The organism is Bacillus sp. Root131, from assembly GCF_001429475.1.
GTDB lineage: Bacteria > Bacillota > Bacilli > Bacillales > Bacillaceae_G > Bacillus_A > Bacillus_A thuringiensis_S.
On record NZ_LMJQ01000008.1, the window covers coordinates 2636 to 23494 of the forward strand.

Here is a 20859-nt window from a genome sequence, read left to right on the forward strand (position 1 = left end):
TGGTTTGATGACACAAGACAAAAAGATTCATCGGATATGGTTGCATAGTAATCAACCCAACGGGTATCGGTTAGGAGTGAAATTAGATTTTGAAACCAAACAGGTAGATGGTACAAGACCAAATGCTGCGAATGTGTCCAATTGGGATGAAGCGATTTGGGATCAGAATACATTTGATAGAATCGAAATGTATATTAATCGACTACGTGTAAGTAATCGAACGAAAAAAATAGGCATGATTATTGAGGACGTAACTCATATACGTCCTTTTGTTGTATACGGCATCGGGGTCCAGTATGAATTGAAAAGAAGAAAGGAGACGTCCTATGGTACAAATTCAAAGAAAATATAATTTTATGCCAGGTACAACCATTTCATCTGGGCAAGTAAATCGTCCTATGGTACAAATTCAAAGAAAATATAATTTTATGCCAGGTACAACCATTTCATCTGGGCAAGTAAATGAAGAATTTACGAATTTAATTAATGCCCATAATGACAATGATGGGATTTTACAAAATTTGAATGAGTATGGGTTCTATAAAAATAACATACGAGCAGGAAAGACAGAGTTTATTCAGATAAGTCGTGGACAAACGTTGCAGAAACAAATCTTATTTACTCCTGCCTTTTCCCAAACTCCAATTGTTACGGTGACAGCGGCGAATGGAGATATTGGAACAGGAGACATCGTGGTATATCTTTCGCAAGTTACGACGACTGCTTTTACACTTACTCTGCACAATAAGAATACAACAAGAGATACTTCATTGGCTTTTCATTATATTGCCATTTCAATGGGATGAGGTGAGTTTGTATGACGAATTATCCAGTGTTTACAACGCCAGAACGGCGTAATTTAAGTATGCAAGATGCACGCTTACAAGCGNATTTCAATGGGATGAGGTGAGTTTGTATGACGAATTATCCAGTGTTTACAACGCCAGAACGGCGTAATTTAAGTATGCAAGATGCACGCTTACAAGCGAATGACGAGCTRGGTTCTTTATATGAAAGAGCATTGCAAAACATGCAAACGAGTGTAGCGGATAGTCAAACRCAAGCAGCAGAACAAGCAGCYGCAAGAGGGATGGGAAGCTCGGGTTTATCACAAGATGCGATGAATAAAATCGCGATTGCAGGTYTATCACAAAGAGGAAATTTAGAAGCAGAGCGTACACAAAAAGTTGCTTCTTTAGCTCGCCAACTRATGGAACGTGACCAAGACCTTGGTTTCCGTGAACGCCAACAGGCGTTTCAGGAATGGAGTGGAGAACAAGGAATGAAGATGGATCAAGACCGYTTTGCCTATCAACAGAAAAATGATTTACGAAACCATAATTTTGATAAAGAGCGCTTCRATTATCAACAGAAAAATGACACGTTAAATCGTGATTTAGAGCGTGATAAGTTTGATTATACGAAAGACAAAGATTGGAGAGATTATCAATTCGATAATAAACGATTTGACCATCAAGTGAAAAATGATAATCGAAACTATGGTTTAGAACGAGACCGGTTTGATCATACGGTTCGAAATGATGATAGAAACTATGATCTGGATATAAATCGTTTCAACCACACCGTGAAAAATGATGATCGAAATTATGATTTAGACCAACAGCGTTTTAATTATACGATTTTTAATGATGGTAGAAACTATAGTCTTGATAAAAATAGATTTAACTATCAAATGAAAAATGATGATCGGAATTATAATTTAGACCTGAACGTGATTATAATCTTGATGTGAGCCGATTTAATCATTCCGTAAATAATGATAATCGGAATTACAATCTCGATTTGAGTCGTTTTAATTATGGGAAACAAAAAGATACACGTGATTATAACTATCAAGTAAGTCGGGACAGTGTATCGGATAACCGTTGGCAGCAAGATTATAATTACCGGGCCGGTCGCGACAGTGTATCCGACAATCGTTGGCAACAAGAATTCAATTATCGTTCTGGGAGAGATGGTGTATCTGATAGCCATTGGCAACAGGAGTATAACCTAAAAAAGCAAGCAGCCGCCTCTAGAAATAGTGGTGGAGGTGGCGGCTCGCGAGGAACGTCAAGTAGTGGAAGTTCTTCAAGCAGTTCACCAAGTGTAAGCTCAAAATCTTCATTGAATGGTTATACACGCGATCAAATTAATTGGTACAGTAACCCAAATAATGCCCCGTATGCATATGGACAAAAGAAGGAAGAAGTAAAGAAAGCACCATCTTATGTGGAGTCGCTGTTATTGAGGAAACCATGGGAGTCTTCTTCTTTGTTGAAACAGTTTGGGCCGAAAGGGGTTAGATAGTATTGAAGAANTAATTGGTACAGTAACCCAAATAATGCCCCGTATGCATATGGACAAAAGAAGGAAGAAGTAAAGAAAGCACCATCTTATGTGGAGTCGCTGTTATTGAGGAAACCATGGGAGTCTTCTTCTTTGTTGAAACAGTTTGGGCCGAAAGGATTTTGGTAAGGAGTGTGAAGTATGCCTCGTAAAAAGAAAAGTGACATAGAAAAAGAACAAGCTTCTTCTATGGTGAAGGATTGGGAAAAAGATAATGGTGGTCTAGATGATAATCAGCGTGCTACGCTTCAACGCATGATTGAACTCAATTCAAATACAGCTCAGCAAGATGTTCGTCGTGTGGATTATTATAGTGGGAATCAAGATAAATATGAAAGAAGTACGCAACCCATTCAAGTTCGGAATGAAAATACAGGTAGTCTTGTAAAAAAGAAAAAAGAAATCTTCGCATTGAGAAATGGTGAGGAAGATGAACCAGTAGAGAATGTGTATCAAAATCTTGAATTTGATAAGAACAATGAGGATCATAGAAAACCACCAGAGAGAAATCCATTTTTAGATCAAATAAAAGCAGCTAACAGTATTTCACAATCCATATCCACAGACTGGATGAAACAACAAGAAGAAGCTAGTCGTACCAATCGTATGATGGGTACGATTGATCGTATCGCGAAACAGTCACCTCCTCAGGAAGGGGGTTTTTTTGGTGACTTGAAATTTGCCGCGCAAAAGTTTGGTGAAATGATTAAACCACCAGAAGGGAAAACTCGTCAGCAAGTTTGGGATGAGTACATGAAAGATGGCGGGAAAAGTGAAGCCACAAAAGAGGTAAATCGCTTTGCTACTCGTACACTGGATTCCACTTTACTCAATGCACCAAGTGCTACAATGAAAAAAGTAAGAGGGCAAGATGCAGTTGATTGGCAAGATCACCGTGAGGGTGTAGGAGAAAACATCGCTGATTTTGCTTCTATGGGACTTGGATATGTGCTACCTGGTGCAGGAGCGGTGAAGGTAGCTGGTAAGCTAGGGCTTGCCGCGAAGGTGGGAGAAAATACATCTAAACTCGGTAAAATAGGGCAATACGCAAAAGAGGGAGCTGCAACAGGTGCCCTTATTGCAGGCGCAGAAACACCAGCAAAAGCATATGTGAATCCTGACCAAACGATAGAAGATCATTTGAAACGAATTGGCGTAGAGACCGCAGCGGGGGCGGCTATTACCCCTCTTGCCTATGGAATTGGTAATGTGATTAAAAGCTTACGTAAGACGAAGGGTGATACTTCTAACATAGCTGATGATGTCATTCAGCAGGAAAGACAACAAAGGGAATTAGTCAATCAAGCTGTGGAAGAACAAGTATTACAAAATACGCGTACCAAAAACGAATCGGAATCTTTACCGATTCAATCTGAATTAGAAAGCAATACTTTTTTTAAAGAATATAACGATGCAGTAAATGAGCAATATAAATATTTGAAAAATTCATCTGGAAAAGGTGTAGAACCAGGTGGGATTATTCGGGATGAATTAGGAGATGTTGTTAATCGGTATGGACGTATTTCAAATAATCCATCTTGGTATCAAGAATTTTATAAAACAAATGGAAGGAAACCAAATAACACGGAACTTCGTGAATTGGCAGAAAGTCATGTTCGCAATGGATATCAAGAAAACGGGGTTGATATTCCTTCTTGGAGTCCATCGTCTGTTAAAAAGATTGACGAGCAAATTGGACAGGCAACGGCATTAATTAAACAAAATCCTTCCGACCAAGAAGCGTTACAACCAGTAATTGATGCACTCAAGCAGGAACGAGAAATCGGATTACAAAAGTTTTATACAGAACTAAATGGTAAGAAAGCTTCTTCAAATGGAGAACTTCCTGATGACGTACAAGCGATGCGCAATGCACCACCGGTCATTCAATCCGCTATGGCGCCAGATGGGCGGACCATTACGCAGAAAAAGTTAATGGATAGTTTCCGTGATAATGTGGATATCACACTTCGTACGGGGCGCATGGGAGTGGGAGACGATGCGGTTTCGGGTATTTATAAAAATGGTCCCGAAGTCATTCGTACACGTGATTATGGGGACTTAGAAACGTTAGCGCATGAAACAGGTCATCATTTGGATAAGAAATTTGGATTGAATGACCCAAAATTTGATGACGAATTAATGAAACTTGGTTCCCANCTTAGAAACGTTAGCGCATGAAACAGGTCATCATTTGGATAAGAAATTTGGATTGAATGACCCAAAATTTGATGACGAATTAATGAAACTTGGTTCCCATACATCCGGTCAAAATTATACACCTGAACAAATTCGTCAAGAAGGTATGGCGGAATTTATGCGTCGTTATTTACTCAACCCAGCCATGGCAGAACAAGAGGCACCTGCATTTATGAAGCATTTTCAAAATACCATTCCGGAAGATGTACAAAAGGGATTGAAAAAAGTACAAGAAGATGCGCAAATTTGGGCGAATCAAGGGGATGAAGCGCGTTTCCGCGGAAAAATTAATGTAAATGAAAAACCTAAGAGTCTTGAGCGTGTGAAGCAAGTGCTGCAAAAACTACCAAATTCGAAAGAAGAGTTATATACAGATGTAATAGATAGATTGTATCCAATTTCTAAAGCAGAGAAAGAGATACTTGGTGGAGAATTGGCGGATGCTTCTGTTTCTCCTTATAAAAAAGCAAGGCTTGCAGCGGGAACGCCTAAAAAGGCGCAAATGAAGGTAGAAGAGTTCCGTAATATCTTTGGAGATTCAAAGGTTGATATGGCAGATATACGTGATTATGTGACCGCTACGCATGCAAGAGACTTAGAAAAACAAGGCATTAAAACTGGGTTTACTCCGGACGAGATAGAGAAAACAATTGCGAAGTTTGATAATCCTGAAATACAAGCNGAGACTTAGAAAAACAAGGCATTAAAACTGGGTTTACTCCGGACGAGATAGAGAAAACAATTGCGAAGTTTGATAATCCTGAAATACAAGCGGCACACCAAAAGATTAAAGCCTACAATGATTCCTTGTTAGATATGTTGGTTGAAGGAAATATGTTATCTAAGGATGCTGTTACTGCCATGCGTGAAAAGCATCCAAACTACATGCCATTTAACCGTTATTTTGATGAAGAGGGCGTGGGTGAAGGCTTCGGTGGTGGAAAAGGCTTTGTAGATTTGACCAATCCTGTTAAGCGTATAGAGGGATCGAGTCGAAATGTCATTGATCCATTTGAAAGCATTGTGAAAAATACCTTCAAGTCTATGCAAGCAATAGAACGGAATAAAGTTGGACTAGCTCTAGCAGATTTAGCGGAAAATGAAGGCGCAGGGAAATGGATTGAAAAGCTTGCAGGTGATGGAAAAGAGTCGGTAGCGAAAGAGAACATTGTAACTGTTTTTCAAAATGGGGAAAAACAACAATATCAATTAGCGCCTGAATTATATCGTGCCGTGAAAGCAATGGACAAGGAAGTTACAAATAAATTTATATTGGCGGCATCGAAACCGAGTGATTGGCTACGTGCCGGGGCAACCTTAACTCCTGAATTTGCCTTGAGAAATCCGATTCGTGACCAGTTTGCAGCTTATGTGGTAAGTGATACAGGGTACAATCCGTTTGACTTTGTAAAGGGACTTAAAGAAGTTGGGAAGAAAAAGTTCGGGAAAGGTTCAGAGGTGTATGATGACTGGGTAAATCAGGGCGGTGCATATGGTGGATATTTATCTGCCGATCGTGACTTGTTGAAAGAACAGTTATCAGGATTAGAAAAACAAGAATCTGGACTTCCAAAAGCGATAAAGGCTATTACAGCTCCTGTTAATCCTAAAAATTGGCTGAAAGTACTACAGAATATCTCCGAAGTATCGGAAGAAGCAACAAAAGTTGGAGCTTATCATAAAGGATTGAAAAAGGGATTAACGCCAGAAGAATCAGCTTATCAGGCACGTGATTTAATGGATTTCAACCGTATGGGGAATTCCATGCAATCTGCCAATCGAATATTTACGTTCTTAAATGCAAACGTACAAGGAAAAGACAAATTAATTCGTGCGATGAAGGAACATCCAGTTCGAACAAGTGCCCGTATTGCAGGTTCAACCCTACCACCAAGTGCACTAGCCATCGCAAGTTATGCAAGTGCAAATGATAAACAAAAAGAAATGATGGATAATATGCCGCAACAAGAGAAGGACACGTATTGGTCATATGCCATTCCTGGTACTGATAAAGTGGGACGGATTCCTAAGCCTTTCGATATTTCATTACTAGCTAATACAGTAGAAAGAGCAAATAAATATAGAGAGGGAGATCAGTATGCGTTTGATGGATTTGATAAGACTGTAAATGATGCGGTGAAAGTACCTTGGATACCGACTACGTTACAACCAATTGTCGAGAATATGGCAAACTATAGCTTTTTTAGAGATGGTCCAATTGTTCCAAAGCGTGATGAGAAAAATTCACCGAAAGAGCAATACGGTCCGAATACGAGCCTAACAGCTCGTGAAATGGCAAGTGCATTAGATAAGATAGGAATTGAAGCTTCTCCATACAAAATTGATAATCTATATAAAGGGTACACGGCTGGATTAGGTCAATTTCCATTGAAAGGATTAGATAGTGCTATTTCTTTAATATCTAATAAAGATGTGCCTACGCCAATTGCACAAGAATGGAATGAATCGACACCGGGTGCGAAAGCGTTCTTTGTAAATGGACAAGGTGGTGGGCAAGTCATGGAAGATTACTATAACATCATGGATGAACAACAAGCGATTCAAGCGGATAGTAAAAAGAATGAAGAAGATGCATCGAATGCCGAAGAAATGAAAGCATTTAATAGAATTGATAGAGAAATGGCTAAATTACGTAAAGAATATTATGTTGTAAAATCGAATACCGAGATGAATCCAGAAGTAAAACGAAGTGAATTAGATCGTTTGGATGAAGAAATGCGTACACTTGCACGAGAAGGAATTACAGTCTTTAGACCTGATTATAAATAAGGGTTCTACATACTCTGTTTGAATAAGAACATCTTGTCCATTTTTAGAATAATATATCTAGATGCTTCGTATTTAATTAGAACAAGGGATGTGGAAACATGGAAGACATCAAGAAAAAAATAGAGGAGTTGACTTTGGAGCAAAAAGAAATCATGCGAGAAATAAGAANAATTTAATTAGAACAAGGGATGTGGAAACATGGAAGACATCAAGAAAAAAATAGAGGAGTTGACTTTGGAGCAAAAAGAAATCATGCGAGAAATAAGAAATTTAGAGATGCGTACAACGATAAATGAAAAAGATATTTCTACAGTTAATAAGCAATTAGAAAAAATCAGTTTAAATACAACTTGGATTTTACGAATTGTTATCGGGGCGGTTGTAACAGGGGTTTTAGGTCTAGTAGTTAAAGGGATAATGTAAAAATCGTATCCAAAAGAGCTCCTAAAAGGGCTCTTTTTTCTATTGCCAATAAAGGGGATGAGAACAATGGAGGAGCAAATTTTTAATTCTATGATTCAACAAGGGGCATTCGCAGCGTTATTCGTGTGGATGCTTTTTACGACGCAAAAAAAGAATGAACAGCGTGAAGAACAATATCAGAAAGTCATTGAAAAGAATCAGGACGTTATCACAAAACAAGCAGAAGCTTTTGGGGATTTATCAAAAGATGTTTCTGAAATTAAACAAAAAATCTTAGGAAGCGGAGATGTTCAATAATGGAAATCCGAAAAAAATTAGTTGACCCAAGTAAATATGGTACGAAGTGTCCGTATACAATGAATGCGGAGTTTATTACAGTTCATAATACGTATAATGATGCTTCAGCGGAAAACGAAATCGCTTATATGATTCGAAATAATAATGAAGTATCCTTCCATATTGCGGTAGATGATAAAGAAGCTGTACAAGGAATTCCTTTGGAGCGTAACGCTTGGCATTGTGGTGATGGTGGAGGTAACGGAAATCGTAAATCTATCGGGGTTGAAATTTGCTACTCTTTAAGTGGTGGAGATCGATATTATAAGGCGGAAAATAATGCGGCTATCGTTGTAGCTCAACTCATGAAACAGTTCAATATTCCAATTAGTAAAGTTCGTACACACCAATCCTGGAGCGGTAAGTATTGTCCACATCGTATGTTGGATGAAGGGCGATGGAATTCCTTTATAGAAAGGGTGCAAAACGCATATAACGGTGGCGGCAATACAGCACCATCCACACAACCGTCAAACAATGGTGTAGGTGTTGTTACCATAACAGCAGATGTATTACGCGTTCGTACGGGACCAGGAACAAATTATGACATTGTGAAAAAGGTCTACCGAGGTGAACGCTATCAATCTTGGGGCATTCAAAATGGCTGGTACAACGTTGGAGGGGATCAATGGGTATCGGGGGAGTATGTGCGGTTTGAGGGGTAGAGAGTCACACGGTTTAATAGGCGTGCATACTATGTAATTACCAAAGGTTTTTATATATGCGTACAATAGGGCAGACAAACAGCATTCCCCTGGCGAGGGAGGAATGCTGTTTTAACATTATAAAGATATACATCTCTTATTTGGTTTGCAATAGTATTATATATAACCGTAAGAATTAATATGAACTGTAAAAAATAATGACTATGTGTAGATGGAGTAAGGAGGGGAACCAAAAGAGGCCCCTCTTGTCTATATAAGGAGACCTCTTCTAGGGATGTCAGTTATTTGTAAAGCTTATTATATGATATGCAATAGTTACAATATATTATAACAGTAAAAATAAAAAACCAGTGCACTCTTGACTGAGGAGTACGCTGGTTTCGTGGTTTCTCTTGAACCATTAAATATATATGTGAAAAAATTATATTGTATTACTAAAAAATAAAAAAAGAACACTCCAATATAAGGAATGCTCTTTATGTAGAGTAGTATAAGGTTCTAATGGGAGAAAACTGTTATTAGTTTAGCTATATGCATGTTAGGTACTTAATATTCCTTAAAAATAGAAAAAGACACTTTCTCTCAGTTGAAAGTGTCTTTTTCCATGAGGAGTATTCTCCGATGACATTCTTACTATATGCGCGTGAAAATAATGTATGAATACAAAATAAAAAGACGCTTTCTTTAGGAAAGCGTCCGGTTTATATAAATTTCTCTCGGTGTTAGTTTTAGTATATGTAATAAAAGCGAGCGATAGAACGAAATATTGACGATAGAGTATATTTTTATTATATTCTTTAATCTAAAATTGTATGTAAAGAAAAGAGCCGTTTCCTTTAGTGGGGACGGCTTTTTTGTTGGTGGGATTACATATTGTGAAAAAGGGTAAAATTATTGAAATGGAGGTGTTAAAATGTCTGTTTTCACAATTGTTCTCTTATTTATAACGTGTATTTCTGTTATTAATTGGGTATTGTTACGAAGGAAAAAAGAGCACGACTTTTTGAATTTATTACATTTAGCAAATAATGATGTAGATTTTAAAAAAACTGTAGCTATGGGGCTGTATTATCGATTCATGAAACAGACAGAAGAAGAAAAAGTATCTAATGTATTTATTGGGGAAGATCCAATAGCATTTGAACATTTTGTTGGAGACGTATTTGAAAGGTACTATGGAGGATCAGTTTACGTAACGAGGGGGTCAAATGATTACGGTGTTGATTTTGAACATAAGTTAAATGACGAATTATATCTTGGACAAGTGAAATGTTATAATTCGGACATGCCTTTTAATGCTATCGCGTTAGTTCATTCAAATATGGTAAAAGAAGACGCGAAGGGCGGATACGTAGTAACAACTGGGAGTTATACTGTAAATGCCCAGCGTTATGCTGAAGGATTAAATATCCAACTAATCGATGGACCAAAACTTGCTGAGATGTACATAGAAGTGTTGCAAAATGAAAGAAATCCTGTTTACAAATTGGACCCTGTTAATAATTAATTAGCAGGGTCATTTTTTTGTACTTCATATAAATCGTCAACTCTACAATTAAAGATACAAGCTAATTGGTATAAACGATGAACATTTGGAAAAGAAGTTCCAGTTATGTAGTTGTTGAGTTGTTTTACGGTTATTCCTAGTTTATTCGCTATAAAATCTTTTCGATATCCACTTTTTTCTACCCAATCTCCAATTTTACTTTTAAGTTTTATCTCCATATTTTATCACCTGCAAATTATTTCAACACACATAAAAAAATACCTCTATTATAATTTATCTTCTATATTAAAGAAAAATAATTTCTCAATATGGGTAATAATCCTTCTTCTAAGTCATATACCTATATTAATACCATGAGGAATACCAAGTGGAAGCAAGGAAATCTGGAGGGGAGAGAGCACATATGCGTTGGCAATATTCACATTTAAACGAAACACCTTATCTATATCCATCGAAGGAATTGAGAAATATGCATAGGAGTTCTAAGGGTAAGAAAGAAATGAATGCGATAGTGAACCACATGGAAAGACATGAAGTATTTAATAATCGTGAATATAAAGGCTATTACCATTTATCAAGCGAAATTATCGATGATTTATATGAAGATGGAGATGAAGTGTTGGAATGGGGGGATGTCATTAACGATTATCAACCAATAATGAATTCAAAGAAGGTTCTACAGCTAAAAAGAAAAGAGGGGTTTAGATGACACTTGCAGGGGAAGCGGTAATTATTTGGACAGCAACAGGTTTGTCTGTAATCGCGATGAGTGTAGCTGAAAAAATGGGGAAGAGTGTTCCGCATTGGCTTCCACGTATAACCTTGTATACGACGCTTACGGGCTCGTTCTTATATCTTCTACGTTATATTCTCGTTATGTTTCTATGAAGGAATACGATGTGGAAGAGAGGGACAATAGACCTCACAAGCAAAAATGCTCGTCCTGTTATCTTCCAAAAAAATGCAACTATATCCTTATAGGATATATAAGGAGTGTTCATCAATGCTTGAATTATTGTTAATACCCGTTGCTTCATTTGGATATGCCTTGGTAAGTGATAAGCTCAAACGTAAAGATGATGATAAACGCAAGATACAAGTATTCTTTGAAGTGTCTGGAATCGCAATCAAAAAAGAAGAAAAGCTATGTTATCCAAAATTTCAAAAGAAAAATATTGATGATCGCAGTACAACATACATTTACACTTTACCTGTTGGTATGCCAAGTAAAATCATTCAGAAGGTCGAGGATGTTGTTTCTGAAGGACTAAATAAACCCGTTCGAATCCAGTATGATAATTATGAATTGAATATTCGAGTATTCCATAAAGAAATACCTACGAGATGGGAATGGTCAACGAATTTAATTCAAGAGCGCAAATGGCGTGTACCAATCGGGCAAAGTTTAGAAGAGTTAATTTGTCATGACTTTGATAAAACACCGCACATGACTTTAGGTGGACTAACGAGGATGGGAAAAACGGTGTTTTTAAAGAATGTATTCACTTCACTTACTGTAGCTAATCCAGAGCATGTTCACTTTTACATTATTGATTTAAAGGGTGGATTGGAGTTTGGACCTTACACGAACGTAAAACAGGTAGAATCTATTGCGGAAAAGCCAATTGAGGCCTTTCAACCATTATACCAATGTGGTAGAAACAAATATAAAAGAACGCTATTTTATTATCGTGGATGAAGGCGCAGAACTTTGTCCTGATAAAAGTATGAATAGAGAACAACAAAAGTTATTAGGAGCTTGCCAACAAATGCTGTCTCATATAGCGCGTATAGGTGGAGCATTAGGGTTTAGACTAATTTTCTGTACACAGTATCCAACTGGGGATACGTTACCACGCCAAGTGAAACAGAATTCAGATGCGAAGCTAGGCTTCAGGTTGCCAACAGCAACAGCTTCACATGTTGTTATAGATGAACCAGGGCTTGAAACCATACACAGCATTCCAGGGCGTGCGATTTTTAAGACTGATCGATTGACTGAAGTGCAAGTTCCTTATATTACGAATGAAAAGATGTGGGATGTACTAAAACAATATGAGGTGAAGAAAGATGAACATCCAGACACATATCAAAATCAACAGACAAATGATGATTCTGACCTCGATTAGAAAGCTGAAATTTGCTACACGTAGGCATTTAATGGCTATACATGATTTAGGTGGCATAAGAAATGCAAACCGCATATTAAAGGATTTAAGCTCATTTGTGAATAGTACAGTGTATAAAAAAGAACATGTATATTACCTAAATAAAAATGGTAGAGAGCTATTTGATGATAATGAGAAAGTTATACCCAATAGTCGGTTAGCGCATAGTCTTATGAGAAATGAAGCATGGCTTTATCTGTTTTGTCCCGATGACTGGCAAATAGAAGCACCCATCCGTTATAAAGTAAATGACCGAAAGAAAACGATTATTTCTGATGTGAAATTCCGGGATGACGACGGGATATTAAACGCTGTAGAAATTGATCGTAAACAGACGATGAATATAAACGCTGAAAAAATGAATCGGTATGGTGAATTCACTGTGTATTATAAAAACAAATATAACGGGAAAGTCCCTATTATTCACTTTTTTACACTCACATCATACAGGCAAAAGACGTTAGAACAATTCGCTGTGCAACAAGGTGTATATGCAAAAGTACATGTTATACCTGAATTGTAAAGTGAAATCAGGACATCTGCTCTATTCAATATAGCCCGATTTCATCAGCTTCTTCTTTAGATGTTTTATAATATACACCTGGAGTAAAAGGGTTGTCTATTGTCTTTGTGGAAGGTATTTTTGAGCCATCAACCTCTAGCCAATTATAAAATATTCCATCACTAGTGCATGCACTTGTCTTACGATTTGCAAGGTTATGTATCTCTCTAAAGCTATCAATGTAGTTATAGACCATCCTTTTGAATGTTCGAGTAAAGTATCCAATAGGATTTTTCATCAAATTTCCGTTATGCTCGTACTTATGTGTTTTAGNTATCAATGTAGTTATAGACCATCCTTTTGAATGTTCGAGTAAAGTATCCAATAGGATTTTTCATCAAATTTCCGTTATGCTCGTACTTATGTGTTTTAGAGTACAAAACCGAAGAAGCATTCGCAAGAAGGTTGTGAAATATATCTGTATCCGCTAGTAAATTAAATTGCTTTGCAGCCTTCTTCGCAATATTTTTGGCATTTTTGAAAGATTCATTAATAACATTTGATGAAAAAGCAGTTTGTAATTCCATACGCATAGATTGTGGCACACGATAATCAATGAAGTCTAAATCATGTTGAAAAGATTGCGAAACTTCCTCTTTACGTTTGTTTATATCTTTTATATTTTGTTTTAAGGTTTTTGTAGTTGTTTTCTTGGTGTGACAAATTTCCACAGTTTTAGTGGGGGCTTCTGTGACAAACTCTTCTTTTGTGATGATTGGCTGGATTACAATAATGTTACTTGTTTGTCTCATATCACTTTTACGTTTCATTTCTAGCTGTTTGATGATACCAAGTAATTCTAAGTGTTGGCATGCACGAATGACCGTTCTACGGCTAATATGAAGTACTTCAGCAATCTTTTTTTTGGATTTAAAAGAAACGCCAAAATATTTACAAGAATGGGTGTGTAAGTGATTGAGTACAGCCAATTGATTTTTATTTAATTGATCAGCAAATTGATCTTTATATGCGCGCACAGTGTCATTTAACTCCTTGAGATTTTGAAAAGATACTAAGTTTTCATATGTTTCTATACTAGCAAGAATGGTAATTGCTTGTTTCTTTTTCATAAGGGCTCGTCTCCTCCGAAAACAAAAAAGCAACAGTATGCCACAAAATGTAAGCAAACTGTTGCGGAGGAACCCTTATGTACGATAAAATGAGGTACATAAAGAGTTACAGCAAGTGTTTGCCTAGTGTGATTAGGCGGACGATTAATAGAGTGTCTCACCACTCTATTAACACGCTGTGCTCTTTTGTTTTTAATTGTTCAATCCGGTAACAAATTGGTAACGGAAATGTAAAATAACACGATTATTTCACTTCTTGAAGATAATCCAAAAAGTTTATATACCAACGCTTTGTATCACTTTTAATACGTTTGATTTCATTAATACCAGAAGGTTAACTTCTCGTTTGTTTTATGCTAGAATAGAAAAAGATGTAAAACAGCAGTGAGGACACCTGTATGAAGGTGTCCCTTTCACATTACATAGCTGTTGGTAGAGGGGGTTTGTATGAGCAAGAAGCAGAAGCAAAATAAGAAAAAGACCCACGTTCCTTTTCGGTTAAACGTGCTGTTTTTCTGCGTGTTTTTAATGTTCTCCGCGGTTATTGTAAGGCTCGGATATGTACAAATTGTTCGCGGTGAAGAATATAAGAATGAAGTGGAGAAGAAAGAAAACTCAACGATAAGTAATCCTGTACCGCGTGGGAAAATATTTGACCGTTATGGGCGACCTGTAGTAGATAATGCAGCCATTCGTACTATTACATTTACAAAAATGAAAGGATCAACGGCAGAGGATCGCTTAGAAACAGCGAAAAAGCTAGCAGATTTGATTGAAGTACCGACAGATAAATTAACAGATCGCGATAAAAAAGATTATTGGCTTGCTATGCATAAAGAGGAAGCTAAAGAAAAAATTACGAATAAAGATCGCCAAGAGTTTAAAGATAAAAAAATTGATGATAAAGAATTAGACGAGCGTCAGCGAAGTCGTGTAACAGAAGAAGAGATTAATCAATTATCCGCAAAAGATCTAGAAATATTAGCGATTAAAAGTAAGATGGACGGCGGATATGCAATGACACCTCAAGTTATTAAAAAGGATGCTACAGAAAAGGAATATTCGATTATTAGTGAAAACCTAGCAGCATTACCAGGTGTAGATACGAATGTTGATTGGGATCGAAAATATACGTACGATGATTTATTCCGAAGTGTACTTGGTGGGGTGTCGACATCTGATGAAGGCTTACCGAGAGAAAGACTAGATTACTATCTTGTTCGTGATTATAATCGAAATGACCGAGTAGGAAAAAGTTATCTTGAACAACAGTATGAAGATAGCCTGCACGGTACGAAAGCAGAAGTTAGAAATGTTACAGATAAAAACGGTAATATTTTAGAAACGATTAATGTATCAAAAGGACAAAGTGGTAATGACTTGAACTTAACAATTGATATGGAATTACAAAAGCGTGTGGAAGATATTCTTGCGAAGAATTTAATGAGATTTAAAGGAAGCGAACCTCTTTTAGATCGCGCATTCGTTGTAATGATGAATCCAAAAAATGGTGAAGTTTTATCTATGGCGGGGAAACAATTAGTTAACGAAGATGGTCAAACGAAAGTAAATGACTTTGCATTAGGTACCATGACAAGTTCTTATCCGATGGGGTCAACTGTAAAAGGTGCAACAGTACTTACTGGATATCAAACTGGTGCGATTCAACCAGGGTCGGTGCAATTGGATGAACCAATTAAATTAAAAGGTACACCTACGAAATCGTCTTGGAAAACGATGGGATACATTAATGACCTTACAGCTTTAAAAATGTCTTCTAACGTTTATATGTTTAAAACAGCGATGAATATCGCCGGTGTTCAATATGTGAGAGGTGGTACGTTAGATATACCTCAAAAAGCATTTGATACGATGCGTTATTATTTCGGACAGTTTGGACTGGGTGTAAAAACAGGAATTGATTTACCCAATGAATCTGCTGGTCAGATGGGTAGAAGTAGTCAACCAGGTTTCTTACTAGATTTATCAATTGGACAGTATGATACGTATACACCGCTTCAATTAGCGCAATATATTTCGACGATTGCCAATGGCGGATATCGTATGCAACCACAAGTTGTAAAAGAAATTCGTCAACCAGCAGTGAAACCAGATGAAGTTGGGAAAGTTGTTCAATCTATGGAACCGAAAGTATTAAATCGTGTTGATATGCCAGAATCGCAAATTAAACGTGTTCAAGAAGGATTTAGACAAGTGTATAATGATTCAGGTGGTACAGCTACAAAATACTTTACAGGTGCAAAATATAAAGCGGCAGGGAAGACAGGTACCGCGCAAACTGTGTATGGCGGAGATAAAGAGATTGGTAGAAAGGCAAACGGTGAACGTGTGGAAACATATAACCTAACATTAGTAGGTTATGCGCCACTTGAAGATCCAGAAGTAGCATTCTCTGTTGTCGTTCCGTGGGTACATGATGATAAGACTGGTATTAATGGATATATTGGTCGTGAAATTATGGACGCTTACTTTGATTTGAAAAACAAAGAAGTAAATGGTGAAACTCCAAAAGATGACAAAGACAATAAAAATAAAGATCAAGATGATGAATAAAAAAATTGTAAAAAAGCACACTATCTGAAAAGATAGTGTGCTTTTTTTTATGGTTTATGCATATCGTGTAATAAATGTGGACAAGTATACAACACTGAAAAACACGCGGCCGTATAAATGATACTTGTATATGATGAGATAGGGGATAACTGTTTTATAGGGAAATCATCAGAGAAAATGAATAGCTACTACTGATTAAAATTGTATCGTATGTTGATCTTTGTGGAACTTTACAAAACTTTTACAAACAATTAAAACCGAATTAATAGTTTAGCAGTATTCTTATATCTGTAATCCTGTTATTTCCGGTTACTTCTAGGAGGAAGAACACGTGAAATGGATGCGTACACCGATTAAAATTTTCGTACTATCAATATGGTTCCTCTGTTTTGAAATGTCTACTGCATTTGCTTTAAATGATACGGGAGAAGTGAGAGTTGATGGATCCTCAACGGTTTTTCCTATTATAGAAGCAGTAGCGGAGGAATATACAAAGGTGCATCCAGACGTGAAAATTTCCATCAGTATTTCTGGAACTGGGGGAGGATTTAATCGTTTCGGTAAAGGAGAAGTAGATATAAATAATGCTTCGAGAGTAATGAAACAAGTCGAGAAAAATGAAATGAAGAAAAATTCTATTCAATTCACACCTTTTGAGGTGGCTAACGATGGTCTTGCAATTGTTGTGAATTGGCACAATACATGGGTAGACGATATGTCAGTAGACGAGTTACGTCTACTGTGGAGTGAAGATGGAAGTGAGAAGCGATGGTCACAAATTCATTCAACATGGCCACGTGAACAAGTGAACTTTTATGCACCAGGCGTAGACTCTGGTACGTATGATTATTTTCAAAATGTCATCTTACAAAATCATCGCATTGTAAAAAAAGTCTCTTTGTCTGAAGACGATCAAGTTATTATGCAAGGGGTAATGAATGATAAACATGCCATTGCTTTTGTAGGATATGCTTATTATATGGCTAATCGAGATAAGGTGAAAGCAATAAAAGTAAATGGTGTATTTCCGACGAAAGAGACCATTCAATCAGGTAAATATAAGCCGTTATCTAGGCCGCTACTTACTTATGTGAATAATGCATCTATCCGAAATAAAATGAATGTAGCAAACTATGTTGAGTTTATGATTCAGCATGTTGGTAACCTCGCTGAAGAGGTCGGTTATGTAAAATTGCGAAAAGAAAAATACAATGAACAGCTGCGTATGTTAACAGAAATAAAAAGGTAATGTCAGGGTGGAAAGGGGTTTTCATCTTTGGCTCATAATGACAAAAATCAAATTACATTTTCTGTACAACATTTGATTGAAAGAAATAAAAAGCAAAGAAAAAAAACGCAGCGAATCAATCGAATAGTACCTTTATTACTAAAAATAATTGCTAGCGTTTCTATTGTGACGACACTTGGAATTGTTTTTACGCTCTCTAATGAAACAATCATGTTTTTTCAAAAAATATCACTATACTCCTTTTTGACGGAGAAAGAATGGTTACCATTTTTTGAAGATCCTAAATTTGGTATAGTACCACTTATATGTGGAACGTTCCTTGTAACAGCGCTTGCTATGTTTGTGGCAATTCCTATCGGTTTAGCGTGTGCTGTATTTTTAAGCGAATATGCTTCAAATAGTGCACGGAAAATATTAAAGCCGATGTTAGAGCTATTAGCAGGTATCCCGACAATTGTATACGGTTTTTTTGCATTAACAATTGTTACACCGCTTTTACAAAGGATTATACCAGATTTACAGTTTTTTAATGCGATTAGTCCAGGAATCGTTATCGGATTTATGATGATGCCTACAGTTGCATCTCTATCTGAAGACGCGATGAGATCTGTGGCGAAAGGGACGAAAGAAGCTTCATTAGCACTCGGAGCGACGCGGTTTGAAATGGTAAAACAAGTGGTGTTTCCGTCCGCTTTTACAGGGATTATGGCAGCAATTATATTAGCGGCTTCTCGTGCAATTGGTGAAACGATGATCGTTGTAATTGCAGCAGGATCCACACCAAATGTATCGCTTGATCCGACACATTCTATTCAAACGTTAACAGCCTATATTGTGCAAGTAAGTTTAGGTGATGCTCCGCATGGAACGGTTACGTATTACAGCATGTATGCTGTAGGTGCAACTTTATTTATGTTTACTTTTATTATGAACATCATTTCGCAGTCTATTATGCGCCGTTTTAGGAGGATGACATAATATGCGAATGTTGAATCATAATAAAATACAAAAAAACATGGCATCACGCTTTTTAAAAGATCGAATTTACAAATTGTTATTTTATATAGCAATTTTATTTTCAATCGTAATTTTGTCTGTGTTACTGTTTCAAATTGTTGAAAAAGGCATAAGTTATCTTTCAATAGATTTCTTTACAAATTTCGCTTCACGTAATCCGAAAGAAGCTGGTATTGCTGCAGCTTTGTCAGGGACAATATTATTTATGAGTATTGTTATACCTGTTTCTTTTATATTTGGAGTTGGAACAGCTCTTTATTTAGAGCAATATGCGAAGGAATCTCTATTTAAAAAAATAGTAGAGATTAATAATCAAACGTTAGCAGGAGTACCATCCGTTGTATTTGGATTGCTTGGTTTAACTATTTTTGTATATGCTCTTCATTTAGGAGAGAGTATAGTTGCAGCAGCACTGACGATGAGTTTACTCGTCTTACCAACAGTTGTTGTGGCGAGTCAAGAAGCAATCCGATCAGTACCAAGTGTATTATTAGAGGGTTCTTACGGATTAGGTGCTACGAAGTGGCAAACGATGTATCAAATTGTATTGCCATATGCTTTTCCAGGGATTATAACGGGCTGTACGTTAGCGATATCAAGAGCAATTGGAGAAGCAGCACCACTATTAGTGATCGGGGCACTTGCGTTTGCGAATTATGTTCCATTTAGTATGTTTGATAGATTTACAGTTTTACCAATCCAAATTTTTAATTGGATGAGTAGGCCACAAGAAGAATTTCAGTATGTAGCAGCAGCTGGGATGATTGTTTTGTTAGGTTTGTTGCTATTTATCAATATATTTGTTTTATGGTTACGAAATCGAAAATAAGTTGGAAGTGGATGAAAGGGGAATTCAAATGGTAGCAACAGTAGTAAATGTACAGGTGAAAAACGAAGAGAAAATCGAGACTGCGCCAAAGAAAGTAGTATTTGATACGAAAAACTTAAATTTATGGTACGGGGAAGACCATGCTTTAAAAGATATTAATTTAAGTATTCATGAGAATGAAGTTACAGCCATTATCGGTCCAAGTGGCTGTGGTAAATCAACGTACTTAAAAACGTTAAATCGCATGGTAGAGTTAGTACCGATCGTTCGAACTACAGGTGTAATTGAATATAGAGAACGCAATATATTTGATAAATCATATCCAGTTGAAGAATTAAGAACACATGTAGGAATGGTGTTCCAAAAGCCAAATCCATTTCCAAAATCTATTTATGAGAATGTAGCATACGGTCCAAAAATCCATGGTATTCGTGACAAAAAGACATTAGATGAAATTGTTGAAAAAAGTTTACGTGGAGCAGCGATTTGGGATGAATTAAAAGATCGTTTGCACGATAATGCATACGGTTTATCTGGTGGACAGCAACAGCGTCTATGCATCGCACGCTGCTTAGCTATTGAGCCAGACGTTATTTTAATGGATGAGCCAACATCGGCATTAGATCCAATTTCAACATTAAAAGTAGAAGAATTAATTCAAGAGTTAAAGAAAGACTTTAGTATTGTTATCGTAACGCATAATATGCAACAAGCAGCGCGTATTTCAGACAAAACTGCTTTCTTCTTAAGCGGGGAAGTTGTGGAGTATACAGATACAAACAAATTATTTACGACTCCTTCAGATAAGCGTACAGAAGATTATATTACAGGTCGCTTTGGCTGATATCGTCGCAAAGCTAAGAGAAAATGCCCTCTTAACAGAGGGCATTTCTTATTTTTATCTCACTTTAATAGGGAAGTAATACTTCCTTTATTTTAAGTTTTATTACAAGTGTAAGAGGCTATGTAGGAGATTTATCCCGCTATTTGCGGGCAGTAAGACCGGATTTCAAAATTCAACAAAAGCAAAGAAGTTAGATGGCGGGCCGCCTGTAAAAGCCCGATTGATGAGGGTTGATTAAAGTTTCACTTTATATATAATGGCACATAATATTGAGGGG

Annotated in this window: 14 protein-coding genes and 7 pseudogenes; 18 read left to right on the plus strand and 3 right to left on the minus strand. The window is 36.8% G+C overall.

Annotated features, from left to right (window positions below; genetic code table 11):
* Window positions 1–326: 326 nt before the first annotated feature.
* From ASE54_RS19115 to ASE54_RS19145, 9 genes and pseudogenes are all read left to right on the plus strand, one after another.
* Complete coding sequence (locus ASE54_RS19115) at window positions 327–806, plus strand: H-type lectin domain-containing protein (protein ID WP_235567855.1); 480 nt, start codon at window positions 327–329, stop codon at window positions 804–806.
* A 110-nt stretch (window positions 807–916) separates the two neighbouring features.
* Window positions 917–2310, plus strand: a pseudogene (locus tag ASE54_RS19120) (hypothetical protein).
* A gap of 180 nt (window positions 2311–2490) precedes the next feature.
* Window positions 2491–4410 (plus strand): annotated as a pseudogene (locus ASE54_RS37160) (4'-phosphopantetheinyl transferase); the annotation flags it as partial.
* Between the two features lie 99 nt (window positions 4411–4509).
* A pseudogene (locus tag ASE54_RS37165) lies at window positions 4510–5229 on the plus strand (4'-phosphopantetheinyl transferase); the annotation flags it as partial.
* A 1-nt stretch (window position 5230) separates the two neighbouring features.
* Window positions 5231–7338, plus strand: a pseudogene (locus ASE54_RS37170) (LPD38 domain-containing protein); the annotation flags it as partial.
* 198 nt (window positions 7339–7536) lie between these two features.
* Window positions 7537–7761, plus strand: a complete 225-nt coding sequence (locus ASE54_RS19130; protein WP_000389432.1) for a hemolysin XhlA family protein — start codon at window positions 7537–7539, stop codon at window positions 7759–7761.
* 66 nt (window positions 7762–7827) lie between these two features.
* Window positions 7828–8058 carry a BhlA/UviB family holin-like peptide gene (locus tag ASE54_RS19135; RefSeq protein WP_000392441.1) on the plus strand — a complete coding sequence of 77 codons (231 nt, stop codon included), beginning with the start codon at window positions 7828–7830 and terminating at the stop codon, window positions 8056–8058.
* Complete coding sequence (locus ASE54_RS19140) at window positions 8058–8762, plus strand: N-acetylmuramoyl-L-alanine amidase (protein ID WP_000405774.1); 705 nt, start codon at window positions 8058–8060, stop codon at window positions 8760–8762. The genes ASE54_RS19135 and ASE54_RS19140 overlap by 1 nt, the downstream gene beginning before the upstream one ends.
* 913 nt (window positions 8763–9675) lie before the next feature.
* Window positions 9676–10269 (plus strand): restriction endonuclease, encoded by a 594-nt coding sequence (locus ASE54_RS19145; RefSeq protein WP_000110514.1) that lies wholly within the window; start codon window positions 9676–9678, stop codon window positions 10267–10269.
* Here ASE54_RS19145 and ASE54_RS19150 read toward each other — a convergent pair.
* On the minus strand, window positions 10266–10487 hold the full coding sequence (locus ASE54_RS19150) for a helix-turn-helix transcriptional regulator (RefSeq protein ID WP_000403528.1): 222 nt from the start codon (window positions 10485–10487) through the stop codon (window positions 10266–10268). The genes ASE54_RS19145 and ASE54_RS19150 overlap by 4 nt on opposite strands.
* Window positions 10488–10672: 185 nt before the next feature.
* On the opposite strand from ASE54_RS19150, the gene ASE54_RS19155 reads away from it, so the two are divergent.
* The 4 genes and pseudogenes from ASE54_RS19155 (at window position 10673) to ASE54_RS19170 (ending at window position 12960) form a co-directional block, all read left to right on the plus strand.
* Complete coding sequence (locus tag ASE54_RS19155) at window positions 10673–10978, plus strand: hypothetical protein (RefSeq protein WP_003256223.1); 306 nt, start codon at window positions 10673–10675, stop codon at window positions 10976–10978.
* Window positions 10975–11157: a hypothetical protein gene (locus tag ASE54_RS19160; protein WP_000170776.1), complete on the plus strand. Its 183-nt coding sequence runs from the start codon at window positions 10975–10977 to the stop codon at window positions 11155–11157. The genes ASE54_RS19155 and ASE54_RS19160 overlap by 4 nt, the downstream gene beginning before the upstream one ends.
* A gap of 115 nt (window positions 11158–11272) precedes the next feature.
* Window positions 11273–12398, plus strand: a pseudogene (locus tag ASE54_RS19165) (FtsK/SpoIIIE domain-containing protein).
* Window positions 12340–12960, plus strand: coding sequence for a replication-relaxation family protein (locus ASE54_RS19170; protein WP_001025806.1), 621 nt, complete (start codon window positions 12340–12342; stop codon window positions 12958–12960). The pseudogene ASE54_RS19165 and the gene ASE54_RS19170 overlap by 59 nt, the downstream one beginning before the upstream one ends.
* Before the next feature lie 25 nt (window positions 12961–12985).
* Here the strand turns inward: ASE54_RS19170 and ASE54_RS37175 are convergent.
* Window positions 12986–13272: pseudogene (locus tag ASE54_RS37175) on the minus strand (cytosolic protein); the annotation flags it as partial.
* 1 nt (window position 13273) lies between these two features.
* Window positions 13274–14069 (minus strand): annotated as a pseudogene (locus tag ASE54_RS19180) (helix-turn-helix domain-containing protein); the annotation flags it as partial.
* Window positions 14070–14516: 447 nt separating this feature from the next.
* Between ASE54_RS19180 and ASE54_RS19185 the strand changes: the two are divergent.
* From ASE54_RS19185 to pstB, 5 genes are all read left to right on the plus strand, one after another.
* A complete protein-coding gene (locus ASE54_RS19185) occupies window positions 14517–16643 on the plus strand; it encodes a penicillin-binding protein 2 (RefSeq protein ID WP_000038980.1) in 2127 nt (708 codons plus the stop codon).
* A 331-nt stretch (window positions 16644–16974) separates the two neighbouring features.
* Window positions 16975–17892 (plus strand): PstS family phosphate ABC transporter substrate-binding protein, encoded by a 918-nt coding sequence (locus tag ASE54_RS19190; RefSeq protein WP_000871819.1) that lies wholly within the window; start codon window positions 16975–16977, stop codon window positions 17890–17892.
* 27 nt (window positions 17893–17919) lie between these two features.
* Window positions 17920–18870, plus strand: coding sequence for a phosphate ABC transporter permease subunit PstC (pstC, locus tag ASE54_RS19195; protein ID WP_000940890.1), 951 nt, complete (start codon window positions 17920–17922; stop codon window positions 18868–18870).
* A 1-nt stretch (window position 18871) separates the two neighbouring features.
* Window positions 18872–19738: a phosphate ABC transporter permease PstA gene (gene pstA, locus ASE54_RS19200; protein ID WP_001242568.1), complete on the plus strand. Its 867-nt coding sequence runs from the start codon at window positions 18872–18874 to the stop codon at window positions 19736–19738.
* Window positions 19739–19766: 28 nt separating this feature from the next.
* Window positions 19767–20582, plus strand: a complete 816-nt coding sequence (gene pstB, locus ASE54_RS19205; RefSeq protein ID WP_000226681.1) for a phosphate ABC transporter ATP-binding protein — start codon at window positions 19767–19769, stop codon at window positions 20580–20582.
* Window positions 20583–20859 lie beyond the last annotated feature (277 nt).